This is a genomic window from Kosakonia sp. HypNH10, from assembly GCF_029850615.1.
GTDB classification, from domain to species: domain Bacteria; phylum Pseudomonadota; class Gammaproteobacteria; order Enterobacterales; family Enterobacteriaceae; genus Kosakonia; species Kosakonia cowanii.
On the sequence record NZ_JAOTIU010000004.1, the window covers coordinates 413831 to 426655 of the forward strand.

The 12825-nt window shown below is 56.3% G+C and carries 15 protein-coding genes; 6 read left to right on the top strand and 9 right to left on the bottom strand.

Annotated elements, in window-relative coordinates; all coding sequences use genetic code 11:
* Positions 1-253: 253 nt before the first annotated feature.
* Positions 254-919, top strand: a complete 666-nt coding sequence (ytfE, locus tag N7V53_RS14305) for an iron-sulfur cluster repair protein YtfE (RefSeq protein ID WP_279793762.1) — start codon at positions 254-256, stop codon at positions 917-919.
* Between the two features lie 58 nt (positions 920-977).
* On the opposite strand, the gene cycA is transcribed toward ytfE, so the two are convergent.
* Together cycA and fklB are read right to left on the bottom strand one after the other, a co-directional pair.
* Positions 978-2390 (bottom strand): D-serine/D-alanine/glycine transporter, encoded by a 1413-nt coding sequence (gene cycA, locus N7V53_RS14310; RefSeq protein WP_124970385.1) that lies wholly within the window; start codon positions 2388-2390, stop codon positions 978-980.
* A 296-nt stretch (positions 2391-2686) separates the two neighbouring features.
* Complete coding sequence (fklB, locus tag N7V53_RS14315) at positions 2687-3307, bottom strand: FKBP-type peptidyl-prolyl cis-trans isomerase (RefSeq protein ID WP_277173989.1); 621 nt, start codon at positions 3305-3307, stop codon at positions 2687-2689.
* Between the two features lie 263 nt (positions 3308-3570).
* On the opposite strand from fklB, the gene N7V53_RS14320 reads away from it, so the two are divergent.
* On the top strand, positions 3571-4212 hold the full coding sequence (locus N7V53_RS14320) for a LysM-like peptidoglycan-binding domain-containing protein (protein WP_279793763.1): 642 nt from the start codon (positions 3571-3573) through the stop codon (positions 4210-4212).
* A gap of 21 nt (positions 4213-4233) precedes the next feature.
* Here the strand turns inward: N7V53_RS14320 and N7V53_RS14325 are convergent, their stop codons facing one another.
* The 5 genes from N7V53_RS14325 to rpsF all read right to left on the bottom strand — a co-directional run bounded on the left by N7V53_RS14325 (position 4234) and on the right by rpsF (position 6811).
* Complete coding sequence (locus N7V53_RS14325; protein ID WP_279793764.1) at positions 4234-5163, bottom strand: DMT family transporter; 930 nt, start codon at positions 5161-5163, stop codon at positions 4234-4236.
* A 208-nt stretch (positions 5164-5371) separates the two neighbouring features.
* Positions 5372-5821: a 50S ribosomal protein L9 gene (gene rplI, locus N7V53_RS14330; RefSeq protein WP_042711846.1), complete on the bottom strand. Its 450-nt coding sequence runs from the start codon at positions 5819-5821 to the stop codon at positions 5372-5374.
* A 41-nt stretch (positions 5822-5862) separates the two neighbouring features.
* The gene (gene rpsR, locus N7V53_RS14335; protein ID WP_005974788.1) at positions 5863-6090 is read right to left on the bottom strand and encodes a 30S ribosomal protein S18; all 228 of its coding nucleotides are present in this window, start codon (positions 6088-6090) and stop codon (positions 5863-5865) included.
* Between the two features lie 4 nt (positions 6091-6094).
* Complete coding sequence (gene priB, locus N7V53_RS14340) at positions 6095-6409, bottom strand: primosomal replication protein N (RefSeq protein ID WP_023478447.1); 315 nt, start codon at positions 6407-6409, stop codon at positions 6095-6097.
* 6 nt (positions 6410-6415) lie between these two features.
* Positions 6416-6811: a 30S ribosomal protein S6 gene (gene rpsF, locus N7V53_RS14345; protein ID WP_023478405.1), complete on the bottom strand. Its 396-nt coding sequence runs from the start codon at positions 6809-6811 to the stop codon at positions 6416-6418.
* A 267-nt stretch (positions 6812-7078) separates the two neighbouring features.
* Between rpsF and N7V53_RS14350 the strand changes: the two genes are divergently transcribed.
* Complete coding sequence (locus N7V53_RS14350; protein WP_279793872.1) at positions 7079-7291, top strand: hypothetical protein; 213 nt, start codon at positions 7079-7081, stop codon at positions 7289-7291.
* Here N7V53_RS14350 and yjfP read toward each other — a convergent pair.
* Positions 7275-8024 carry an esterase gene (gene yjfP, locus N7V53_RS14355; protein ID WP_279793765.1) on the bottom strand — a complete coding sequence of 250 codons (750 nt, stop codon included), beginning with the start codon at positions 8022-8024 and terminating at the stop codon, positions 7275-7277. The genes N7V53_RS14350 and yjfP overlap by 17 nt on opposite strands.
* Before the next feature lie 214 nt (positions 8025-8238).
* Between yjfP and bsmA the strand changes: the two genes are divergently transcribed.
* From bsmA to N7V53_RS14370, 3 genes are all read left to right on the top strand, one after another.
* Positions 8239-8541 carry a biofilm peroxide resistance protein BsmA gene (gene bsmA / locus N7V53_RS14360; protein WP_054803080.1) on the top strand — a complete coding sequence of 101 codons (303 nt, stop codon included), beginning with the start codon at positions 8239-8241 and terminating at the stop codon, positions 8539-8541.
* A gap of 122 nt (positions 8542-8663) precedes the next feature.
* Entirely contained in the window at positions 8664-8954 is a 291-nt protein-coding gene (gene yjfN, locus N7V53_RS14365; RefSeq protein WP_034811924.1) for a DUF1471 family protease activator YjfN, read from the top strand.
* A gap of 169 nt (positions 8955-9123) precedes the next feature.
* Positions 9124-11058, top strand: coding sequence for a methyl-accepting chemotaxis protein (locus tag N7V53_RS14370; RefSeq protein WP_279793766.1), 1935 nt, complete (start codon positions 9124-9126; stop codon positions 11056-11058).
* Here N7V53_RS14370 and N7V53_RS14375 read toward each other — a convergent pair.
* On the bottom strand, positions 11055-12674 hold the full coding sequence (locus N7V53_RS14375; RefSeq protein ID WP_279793767.1) for an isovaleryl-CoA dehydrogenase: 1620 nt from the start codon (positions 12672-12674) through the stop codon (positions 11055-11057). The two genes, N7V53_RS14370 and N7V53_RS14375, sit on opposite strands and share 4 nt — an antisense overlap.
* Positions 12675-12825: the final 151 nt, after the last annotated feature.

The following is a 12825-nucleotide window of genomic DNA, read 5'->3' on the forward strand; positions in this document are numbered from 1 at the left end:
AGAATATTGTCAGAACAGAGACTATCGGCAGCGATGAAAAGTTGTTTAATGTCAATAATTTGCCCTATCCAAAACTTTCCAGAAAAAGTAATTGTATTCAATGTGTTAATTTCGAAAGATTTTTTGTGATGCGTATCACGGTTTTTCACGCAAGAAAGGAATAAGGAGTGCCCCGTTCTCCGTAAGGGGTATATCATCGCGATAAAGATGCATTTAAAATACAACTTATAGACTCCACGATGAGGTAACTGCTATGGCTTTCCGCGATCAACCGCTGGGCGAGCTGGCGCTCTCCATTCCACGCGCTTCTGCCCTGTTTCGTAAATATGATATGGATTACTGCTGCGGCGGTAAGCAGACGCTGGGCCGCTCGGCGGCGCGTAAAGCGCTCGATATCGACGCCATTGAAGCCGAACTGGCGAAACTTGCTGAGCAGCCTCTCGACAAGGAGTGGCGCACGGCACCGCTGGCAGAGATCATCGACCACATCATTGTGCGTTACCATGATCGCCACCGCGAACAGCTGCCGGAGCTGATTCTGCAAGCCAGCAAAGTGGAGCGCGTCCACGCCGATAAGCCGAATGTGCCGCGCGGGTTAACCAAATACCTCACCATGCTGCACGAGGAGCTCTCCAGCCACATGATGAAGGAGGAGCAGATCCTCTTCCCGATGATTAAACAGGGCATGGGTGCGCAGGCGATGGGGCCAATCAGCGTGATGGAGAGCGAGCACGATGAGGCGGGCGAGCTGCTGGAGGTGATTAAGCACACCACGCAGAATGTGACGCCACCGCCGGAAGCCTGCACCACCTGGAAGGCGATGTATAACGGTATCAACACGCTGATTGATGATTTGATGGAACACATCAGCCTGGAAAATAACAACCTTTTCCCGCGTGCCCTCGCAGGTGAAAAATAAAAAGACGCCCGAGAGCGTCCTTGATATGGAAGTTTAGAGCCGCCTCGCGGCTCTTTTTTTATGGCTTGCGGTTAGCAATGCGCTTCTTCCCGGCAAAGAGCCAGCCCGCGCCCAGCACCACGAACCACAGCGGCGTCACGAGCAGCGCCTGGCGAGTGTCCGCTTCTAGCGTCAGCAGCACCAGCACAAACAGGAAGAACGCCATGCACACCCAGCACATCACTTTGCCGAGCGGCATTTTGTAGATCGATTTTTCGTGCAGCTGCGGGCGCTGTTTACGATAGACCAGATACGAGCAGAGAATGATCGTCCAGACGAACATAAACAGGATCGCCGATACGGTGGTGATCATGGTGAACGCCGCAATCGCGCTCGGGTTGAAATAGAGCATCACCACACCGCCCAGCAGGCAGATGCAGGAGAAGGTGAGCCCTTTCGCCGGTACCGCGCGTTTAGAGAGTTTGGCGAACGCTTTCGGTGCCACGCCATCCTGCGCCAGGCCAAACAGCATACGGCTGGTGGAGAAGACGCCGCTGTTGGCGGAAGAGGCGGCAGAAGTCAGCACCACAAAGTTGATGATGCTCGCTGCTGCCGGAATGCCGACCAGCACGAACAGCTCAACAAACGGGCTCTTATCTGCAACCACAGAGCTCCATGGCGTGACCGACATAATCACGATCAGCGCGAAGACGTAGAACATGATGATACGAATCGGAATCGAGTTGATGGCGCGCGGCAGGGATTTCTCCGGATCTTTCGTCTCCGCGGCGGTTGTGCCGACCAGTTCGATACCGACAAAGGCAAACACCGCGATCTGGAAGCCTGCAAAGAAGCCGCTGATACCTTTCGGGAACCAGCCGCCCTCATTCCACAGGTGGCTGAACGAGGCTTCAACGCCGGTCGGCGATTTGAAATGCATCAGCACCATACCGACGCCGACGATAATCAGCGCCACAATGGCGACGATTTTGATCATCGCGAACCAGAACTCCATCTCGCCGAACATTTTCACTGTCGCAAGGTTGAGGCTCAGTAGCACGACGACCACGGCCAGCGCGGCGACCCAGTCGGCAAGGCCGGGGTACCAGAATTGTGCATAGGCGGTAATGGCGACCACGTCCGCCATGCCGGTGACGACCCAACAGAACCAGTAGGTCCAGCCGGTAAAGTACCCCGCCCACGGCCCGAGCAGGTCGGCGGCGAAGTCGCTAAAAGATTTATATTCGAGGTTGGAAAGCAGTAATTCGCCCATCGCACGCATAACGAAAAACAGCATAAAGCCGATGATCATATAAACGAAGATGATTGACGGACCGGCGAGGCTAATTGTTTTGCCGGAACCCATAAATAAACCGGTACCAATGGCACCGCCAATAGCAATTAGCTGAATATGCCGGTTCGTAAGATTACGCCGTAGCGACTGTTCAGCCGGAGCCGCATTATCAGCGTCGGCTTTAACTTGATCTACCATGTTGTTTTCCTGTCTGTGTTGTTGGGCTCTGCTGGCCTTTACGTGTCTGCTTCGTCCTTAATGGACGGATCGATATTAGGTAAGAATCGGCGGGATGAATACTCTGAATTAAATTGAATGTTAAATATTTGTTTAAAGTGAGTGTTATATCACCTGGCAAATGCGAAACAGCTCACAAAAATACACCTGATTGTGCGCTTTGCAAGATAATATATTGCTAATAGTTCTGTTTACCAACGATTCACGAAGTTAAAACCCCTCTCCTCTATTAAAAGAGAGGAGTTTTGCGCCGAAACTTACAGAATTTCCAGCAGTTCCACTTCAAACACCAGCGTGCTGAATGGCGGGATGGATGCGCCAGCGCCGCGCTCGCCGTAAGCGAGGTTGTGCGGAATGGTCAGTTCCCATTTGGAGCCAACCGGCATCAGGGTCAGGGCTTCGATCCAGCCAGCGATCACGCCGTTAACCGGGAATTCAGCCGGTTCGCCGCGCGCGACGGAGCTGTCAAATACGGTGCCGTCGATCAGCTTACCGGTGTAGTGGACGCGTACACGGTCGGTGCGCGCCGGGATAGCGCCTTCGCCCTGGGTGAGAACGCGGAATTGCAGACCGGATTCGGTGCTGTTAACGCCTTCGCGCTCGCGGTTTTCATCAAGGTATTTCACGCCTTCTGCCGCCATCTCTTCGAAACGGGAGCGACGAACCGCGTCAGCACGTTCGTGGATTTCACGCAGCGCGCGATGAACAACGTCTACCGGTACAGCAGGCTGTTTGCCCGCCAGCGCATCGGCGATACCCGCGACCAGCGCTTCCGGTAACAGCCCCTCTAACCCGGATTCGCTCAGCTGCTGTCCTACCTGCAAACCAATGCCGTAGCTGGCTTGCGCTTCGATCGTGTCAAAAGTTGGGGTGGTCATGGGTTTTCCTTCCATCGCTTTTTAAAGTAGCGCGCAGCATAACAGCCGCCCTGGGCCGGGCACAACTTTGTCACGGGAAAGATGACAAAAGCGCGCGAAAGGGAAAGAATGGTTCACGTTAGCAAAACCCTGCATTGTGGTGACAAAATAGTACTTTATATGGGCTTTCATGCGCTTAAACGCCGCGAACGCCAATGCAGGAAGATAAAGTGTATATACTCAACGAGACAGGATATTAAATGACGCGGAGCAGGAGGAGAGCCATGCCCGGGCGATTTGAACTGAAACCTACCCTTGCGAAGATCTGGCATGCCCCGGACAATTTTCGCCTGATGGACCCGCTCCCGCCCCTTCACCGCCGCGGCCTGATTCTGGCGGCGCTGCTGGTTATTATCGGCTTTCTGCTGCCGACAACGGATGAGAGCGTGCCGCAGCGCAGCAGTGAGGCGCGCGATGCGCAGCTCGATCTGCAAAACTCGCCGAATGTCGCGCCGCCGCAGGTGGTCAACGATCCGCAGCTCAACGCCCCCAGCGCGGAAGCGTCGATGCAGCAGCAGGAGTCGATTGAGCAGCAGCCTTCAACCGAGCAGCAGCCCACCGCAGAGCAAAACAGCCAGCCGCTGGCGACCAACAGCGGCATTGAGCAGCAGTGGCGCACCTACCGGGTGGGCGAAGGGAAAACTCTCGCGCAGCTGTTCCGCGATCATAATCTGCCGCCAACGGATGTCTATGCGATGGCGAAGGTTGAGGGCGACGGCAAGCCGCTCAGCAATCTGCAAAGCGGCCAGATGGTGAAGATCCGCCAGAACGCCAGCGGCGTGGTCACCGGCCTAACGATTGAGACCAGCGGCCAGCAGGTGCTCTTTACCCGCCAGCCGGACGGCAGCTTTATCCGCGCCCGCTAAACTTTATGCGCCGGGCAGCAATTACCCGGCGCGCTTATTGACCCACGCGATCCCCGTACAGACCAGCACCAGCGCGACAGCGTATTTCCACTCCAGAATATTCTCGCCGAGGAAGATGGCCGACAGCACCGAGCCTGCCACCGGAATCACAAAGTTAAAGGGCGCTATCATGCTGACGCGGTTCACTTTCAGCAGCGCGCTCCAGAGAGCGAAGGCGACAGAAGAGAGCAGCGTCAGGTAGGCGAGCACCGCGACCGCCGCCGCGCTATCCATCACCAGCGTTCCGCCCGTAAAATAGCCGCCCGCCAGCAGCGCCAGACCGCCTATCGCCAGCTGCCAGCCGGTCATCACCGTTGGATCGACCGTTTGCGAAATCCGCTTACCGTACAGCGTGGCGGCAGAGAGGATAAACGCCGCCAGAATGACAAAGCCGTCGCCCTGCCAGACAAAGCGAAAATCCGCCAGCCCGCCGTGGAAGCTCACCAGCATCACGCCCGCGAAGCCCAGCACGCAGCCGAGCGTTTTGTTGTAGCTCAGCTTGTCATTGTGATAGATGAAGTGCGCCAGCAGCACGCTGAAGAAGGTGCCGGTAGCATTCATGATCGATCCGTTCACCCCCGTCGTATAGGCAAGGCCAATATAAAAGAAGGTGTATTGCAGCGAGGTCTGGGTCAGCCCGAGCAGCGTCAATTGCCCAAACTGCGAAGCGCTAAGCCTGGCGATCGGTTTACGCTGCGCCAGCGCGAATAGCAGCAGTAGCGCCCCGGCAAAGAGAAAACGGTACCCGGCAAACACCACTTTGGAGGGGATGTCGTCGGTAGCGATATGGAACAGTTCATAGCCGCTTTTGATCGCCGGATAGGAGCTACCCCATAACAGACAGCAGAGCGTGGCGCAGGCGTAAGCGATATGACGACGGGCAAAAACGGGGGCAGGCAGAGGGGAGTCCATGGCTAATCTCAAAAAATAAAATTGCGTTTCAATTTAGTATCTGAGAATGCGGCGTAAATAGCTACCGGGAAAGACGGGAATTGTCGGCGGAGCAGAAAAGCAAAACGCCGGCACAAGGCCGGCGCTTCGTCTCTCGTTGTCGTTCATGTTGCAGAGGCGTTAGCGCCTGCAGACCCGAACAACTCAGAGCGCAGTGAAGAGTAAAAAATTACTCAGCAACTACGTTTACAGTCAGCTTAGCGAATACTTCGCTGTGAACCTGGAAGTCCACTTCGTGCTCACCGGTGGTACGCAGAACGCCGTTCGGCATACGAACTTCGCTCTTCGCCACTTTAACGCCAGCTGCAGTTACAGCGTCAGCGATATCGCGGGTACCGATGGAACCGAACAGTTTACCTTCGTCGCCTGCTTTAGACGCGATGGTAACGGTGCCCAGTGCATTGATTTGCTCAGCACGAGCGTTAGCAGCCGCCAGAACGTCAGCCAGTTTGGCTTCCAGCTCAGCGCGACGTGCTTCGAAATACTCAACGTTTTTCTTGGTAGCCGGAACAGCTTTACCCTGCGGTACCAGGAAGTTACGAGCGTAGCCCGCTTTAACGTTAACCTGATCACCCAGGCTACCCAGGTTTGCTACTTTATCAAGCAGAATAACTTGCATTACCTTATCCTCTCAAAGTCGTATTAATGGACCGTGACCGATTACTGATGACGATCAGTGTACGGCAGCAGGGACAGGTAGCGAGCGCGTTTGATAGCGCGTGCCAGCTGACGCTGATATTTTGCACGGGTACCGGTGATACGGCTCGGGACAATCTTACCGCTTTCGGTGATGTAGTTTTTCAGCGTAGCGATATCTTTGTAATCAATCTCAACAACGCCTTCCGCGGTGAAACGGCAGAACTTGCGACGACGGAAATAACGTGCCATTTGGCTAGTCTCCAGAATCTATCAATTCAATCTGCTCGGCATGCAGAACCATTTTGCTCAGGCCGTTCTTTGCCTTGTGGCAACTGATGAACCCCTGAACGGTTACTGCGCTACCGACCGTTATACTGTGAGTAATGGCCTGGTTCTCCTGCCCGCTGATTATTACAGGCATTTGGCACCACGCCTGCCGGTGAAAACCGGCTTCCTCCTGCACAGAGCGGTGCTCAAGCACGAACTGGCAGTGTGGAATTCCTGACGGGCTGACCTTTCGCAGCGGCGTCCTGCACACGGTGCCGGACAACACCAGACGGTTGGTCATCAGGAATTACTCTTCAGAATCCCCAGCATCTGCATCATCTGCGGTTTCATTTGCGAAATCATCGCGACGCTCACGGCGCTCGTCTTTCGCTTTAACCATCGGAGATGCTTCGGTTACCGCGTTCTTAGTACGCATAACCATGCTACGGATAACGGCGTCGTTGAAGCGGAAGTTTGTTTCCAGCTCATCGATCGCTTCCTGCGGCGCTTCAACGTTCATCAGAACGTAGTGTGCTTTGTGCAGTTTGTTGATCGGGTAAGCCAGCTGACGGCGGCCCCAGTCTTCCAGACGGTGGATCGTACCTTCTGCTGCAGTGATTGCACCAGTGTAACGTTCGATCATGCCCGGAACCTGTTCGCTCTGGTCAGGATGGACCATAAAAACGATTTCGTAATGACGCATCGAATTGCTCCTTACGGATTATTCAGCCTCCTGTCTGGGTCAGCCGAGGCCCGGGGAGGCAAGGAACGTGTTAAAGGTCGGCTGAAAAATTGACGCGTCATAATACTGGCGTCCCCCCAGGAACTCAAGGTGAATTGCACAATTAATTCGCACTAAGCGCCAAGAGAAGCCGCCACGGCGAATTACACTTAACCAGCGCACCTCACAACCATAAGGAGAAGAGATGTACAGGCGATAGTTCCCGACGACGTACTGGAGCGTAACATCATGAAATACATCGCACTTTTACTAGCAACCCTGCTGCTCAGCGCCCAGGCTAGCGCAGCGATCAACCTTCCCCCACCGCAAGCCCGCAATATGGATGACGTGCAGAGCTTAGGTGTTATCTATATTAATCATAATCTTACCGACGAATGCGACGCCGAACCGGTGCTGATCCAACGCCCGGATCCCGCCCCGCCGCTTAAAGATGACGGCTAAAAAAGCCGACCGTCGCCTCCAGCGCCTGCGGCGTAATGCGATGAGCAACCCCCGCTTCCCACAGAGTGGTAAGCCTGGCGTCACGCTGCGTGTCGGCCAGCGCCTGCTGTAATCGGAAGGATTCAGCTGCGGGCACGACATCATCCGCTTCGCCATGCCACAGCAGCAGCGGGCGATCGGCGACTCTCTCCAGCTGGCCCGTCACTTCCCATTTCGCCAGCGGCGCGAGAATGGCATCGAAAGTTTCCTGTTGCGCGGCGTTAGTAACGTCAAGCGGCGGAAACAGCGTGCGGGCAAGCGAGGTGAAGTAGCCCGATCCCATCAGGCTGGCGACGCAGCGCACCTCCGGATGACGGGTCATAATGCCCAGCGCCGTCATTCCACCCATTGATGCGCCGCCCACCGCCAGCCGGTTCTCTTCAATCAGGTTGCGCTGGTGCAACGCATCGCGCAGCGCGGCAAACTCTTCAAGGTTGCCCTGCAGGATTTGCCAGAACTGACGCAAGCGGCGCTCGGCGTCGCCGCTAAAGCGCGCGCCGTGATCGGGTGCGTCGGGCATGATCACGCGAAAACCCGCCTGCGCCAGCGCGACGGCGAAATAGCTGTACACCAGCTTTGATGAGGTAAAGCCGTGATAGAACACGACGCAGGGGAGCGGTTGTTGCCCTTTTCCGACCGGAAAGGCGTGTAGCGCCTCATTACCGGCAAAGTGGTCTGTCTGAATTTCAATCATTTTTCCCTCCGTGATCTATAGTGCAGATATGCCACCCGCAGCGCGCTGGCGCAAGCCAGATTCCGCATAAGCATTGCGCATGATGAGAGCCAGCTTACGCTTTCAAAACACTTTCATTCGAAATCAGTGCTCAAGCTAACACTTCGGGAACATGACCCCCAAAGTGAAACCCATCAGGAACTACACTATGGCTATCAGTAGAGATAAGAAACCGATGCGCGCCCTGCTGCCGCTGTTATTTGCCCTGCTTATCAGCGGCTGTGCCGCGCTGGAAGGCAAACCGCAACCTGCGCCGCCGGCCACGGAAACGCCGCAAGAGATTAGTCGGAATCAGACGCAGGGATTGCGGGAGATCGGGGCGGTTAACGTCACGGTAATGGGCTCGCCCATGGATGTAGAAACAGCGCTCAAAGCCAAAGCCTCCGAGGCGAAAGCAGACTATTACGTCATCATAATGATGGATGACAGCGTATTCCCCGGCCGTTGGTATGGTCGCGCCCTGCTTTATCGATCGTAGCGAGGTATTGATTTTAAGGACTTTTACACTGCTTTGCGTCCATTGATGTTCTTCTGTGCACTATTGGGTTCTGACTTCTCTTGTGCGTAAGGAAGCCCCGATCCGACTCGGGGTAGCGAAAAATGGAGCTGACGACAATGAAACAATCTCTCGCCTTAAACTCGCTGTTACTCTCTGCCGGTATGCTGAACACCACCGCGCAGTCCGCCGAGTTTGCCTGCGCCGACCGCGTCACGGGGCTTAACGAAATTGGCCTTATCTCAGTCGATAACGTCGCCGGCAGCCAGCAAGATGTTGAGCGTGTCATTGCCCTGAAAGCGGATGAACAGGGTGCTTCCTGGTATCGCATTATTCGCATGCAGGAGGCGATGCAGGTTGATTCGTGGCAGGTGCAGGCGATTCTTTACGCCTGAGTGTCGTCAATAAAAGCCACTAATTCAGGGCGTTTCTTTATGCCCCTACTTTCTTTAAGATTATGTTATTCGGGTGATACATCCGTGTAACATATTGTTACACATCTACGCTAAATGTTGTCCGCGCCCTGCCGTTAAGGAGGCTCACACATACAAAAACGGACACATTATGAGCGCCCTCTTTCGTCGTGCCAGCCTTGGTGCAAAGCTCTCTTTGCTGACTGGTGCAAGCGTTGCGACGCTATTTCTTTTATTTACCTTTCTGATGAGCAACAACGCCAGCCAACAGCTGGAAACGCTGGCTATGGAAGATCTGCACAGCCAGTCCACAGGCGTGGTCGACATGGTAGAGATGTTCAACAGCAGCCTCACTGAAGAAGTTGAAAGCTACACCCGCTTGTTCGGCAGTTTCCTGCCGCAGCCGCTTGTCATTGACCCGCAACAGCGCCGCGAGATTAACGGCATCGACGTTCCGCTACTGAAAGCCGGTGACGTTGAACTGCATAACAACAATGCTATTCCCGATGATTTCCTTAACCGCACCGGCGCGATTGCCACCCTGTTTGTACGCAGCGGCAACGAATTTGTGCGTGTTGCCACGTCTCTGCGTAAAGAGAATGGCGATCGCGCGATCGGCACCAAGCTTGATCCCGCCGGCCCGGCGTTTGCTCCGGTGATGAAAGGTGAGGTTTATCGCGGCCTCGCGCTGCTGTTCGGCAAGCGCTATATCACCCAGTACCAGCCGGTAAAAGATGCCAGCGGCAACACCATCGCCATTCTCTTTGTCGGCGTTGATATCACCCGCTCCTGGCAGGTGATGCGCGGCAAAATTCTTGGACGCAAACTGGGCGAGAGCGGGCATTTCTTCGTGATTGACCGCAACCCAGGGAAAAACCTCGGCAACTACCTGTTCCACGGTGACCAAGAAGGCAAACGCCCGCAGTGGAGCGAAAGCGATCTGCAGGCGGTGCTGAACAACGAGAGCGGCACCCTGACACAGCAGAGCGCCGATGGCCGTACGCTGCTGCTCTCTTACACCGCGCTGCCCGGCTGGAACTGGGCGGTCGTCGGTGAAGTCGATAAAGCCACGCTGCTGCACGATGTTAACGCCATGCGTAACCAGTTCCTGCTGGCGGGCGTGATCGTCTCCCTGCTCTTCGCGACGCTGTTTGTGGTGATTATTCGCCGTTGGCTGTCACGTCCGCTGCGTAGCGTGATCGATCTGGCACAGCAGTATGCCGCAGGCGATCTGCGCGCCACGCTGGCAGTGGATCGTCACGATGAAGTAGGAGAGCTGATCGCCGCGATCAATGGCATTGGCGATGGGCTGCATAAAATTGTGCTGCAGGTGCGTGAATCCGCCGCCGAGATCAACCTCGGCACCAATGCACTGGCCGCCGACAGCAGTGAGATCAGCGATCAAATCAATAAGCAGGCCAGCAGCGTCGAAGAGACCTCCGCCAGCATGGAGCAGATTGCCGCCACCGTGCAGCAAAATGCGGCCAATATGGAGCAGACTCAGCACCTGGTAAATGAAACCACCGACGCGGTGAAAAAAGGCGGTCAGACCGTCGAACACTCCGTTGAGACAATGGAAAATATTCGCGCCGCTTCACAGCGTATCGCCGATATTACCCATGTGATCGAGTCAATTGCCTTCCAGACCAACATCCTCGCGCTTAACGCGGCGGTGGAAGCGGCGCGCGCAGGCGAACATGGCAAAGGCTTTGCCGTTGTCGCCCAGGAAGTTCGCGCCCTGGCGGCACGCAGCGCCAACGCGGTGAAAGAGATTGACGCGCTGATTGGCGATACGCTGAAAAAAGTGGGCGAAGGTCACTCTCAGTCAGAGGCGACCCGCATTGCGATGCAGGCGATCATCAATCACATGAACAATATCAACCAGTTGGTGCATGAGATTAACCATGCTTCTCATGAACAGTCTGCCGGGATTAATCAGGTGAACCTGGCGATGACGCACATTGGCGATGCCACGCACATCAACGCCGGACGCGTAACCCAGAGTGAAGAGACCGCGCGCATTCTGCGTGAGAAAGGGGCGCATCTGAGCGAGCTGGTCAGCCTGTTCCGCTTAAAAATGGATTAATGGGCTCCGCCCGTGGCGCGCAGCAGCAGGTCACTTTTGACCTGTTCATCAATCCGCGACGCGCCGCGGGTATCAAGCATCATCTGGCACCACGCCTGCGCTATCGGCGGCGATGCGTGCCGCAGCATTTGCGCACCGACGCCCAGTAGCCAGAGCTGCTGAGTAATCTCCCGCCCCTGCACTTCGTCCGGCTTACGCAGCCGCGGCTGGAGCTGTCGCCAGGCGCGTTCGAAATGGCGATCCCGCCCTTTGACCGCCGCAAACTCCTCGCTTAATAGCGCCAGCACGCCCGGCTGTTTGGCCAGCACGCGCAGCACATCCAGGCACATCACATTTCCCGAACCTTCCCAGATACTGTTGACCGGTACTTCGCGGTAGAGTCGCGGTAGTTCGCTCTCTTCGCAGTAGCCGATCCCGCCCAGCACCTCCATCGCTTCGGCAACGAACGGCATGCCGCTTTTACACACCGCAAACTTCGCCACCGGCGTAAAGAGCCGCGCCCATAACGCTTCCTGTGCATCCGCCCGGTTATCCCATGCGCGGGCGAGGCGAAAGATCATCGCCGTTTGCCCCTCCAGCTGTAATGCCATGCGGCTGAGCACATCGCGCATTAGGGGCTGATCGACAAGGTTTTTGCCAAATGCCTGGCGATGATGGGCATGATAGAGCGCCACGGAAAAGGCGCGGCGCATCAGGCCGTGACTACCGAGGGCGCAGTCAAAGCGCGTCAGCCCGCCCATTTTGAGGATCTGGCGTACGCCGTCGCCCTCTTCGCCGAGCAGCCAGCCGCAGGCGTCAACAAACTCCGCTTCGCTGCTGGCGTTCGAACGGTTGCCGAGCTTCTCTTTGAGCCGCTCAAGGCGCACGCCGTTACGCTCCCCGTCCGGCAGAAAGCGCGGCACAAAGAAGCAGGATAGCCCGCCCGGCGTCTGCGCCAGCACTAAGTGCGCATCGCTTTGCGGCACCGAAAAGAACCACTTATGCCCCACCAGCCGGTAGTGATCGCCACTCTTCTCCGCGCGTGTGGTGTTACTTAGCACATCGGAGCCGCCCTGCTTCTCCGTCATCCCCATGCCGATAAGCAGCCCGCGCTTCTCCCCGCCCGGCAGCAGATGAGGATCGTAACGATCGCTGAGCAGCGGTTGCTGCCAGCCTGCAAAAGCAGCGGGAAGTGCCTGCTGTAATAGTGGCGTGGCGGCAAAAGTCATGGTGATGGGACACAGCGTGCCGGACTCCACCTGCGCATGCAGCACGAAACGGGCACTGCGCGCAACAAACGATCCGGCGCGCGCCTGCTCTTCCCACGCCAGGTTATGCACGCGGTTGCTGCACAGTCCCTGTATTAAAAGGTGCCAGGCCGGGTGGAAGCGCACATCATCCAGCCGCTCGCCGGTGCTGCTGTAGCGCAGCAGTTCCGGTGGATTGGCATTTGCCAGCCGACCGAGTTCAAGAGATTCCGCTGTGCCGAGCTGCTGACCGATGCTGGCGAGCAGTTCCGCGTCCCACGCCGCGCCCTCGCGCATCACTGCGTCGTAGAGGGGACGGTCAGACAGAAACAGGTTGCTGTTATGCAGGGGAATGGGTTGGTTAAAAACGGTGTGCGTTTGCCAGCGCATGCTCTCGCCCTCCTTCAATGGCCACGCCGCTAAGTATGGACAGCCCGCGCTGGCGCTGCATGGGAGGGGAGTCACACAGCGGTAATATCGTTGCGATCAATCGTGAAACGGCTCACATTATTCAGGAATAATATATTTCCCGGCTGACATT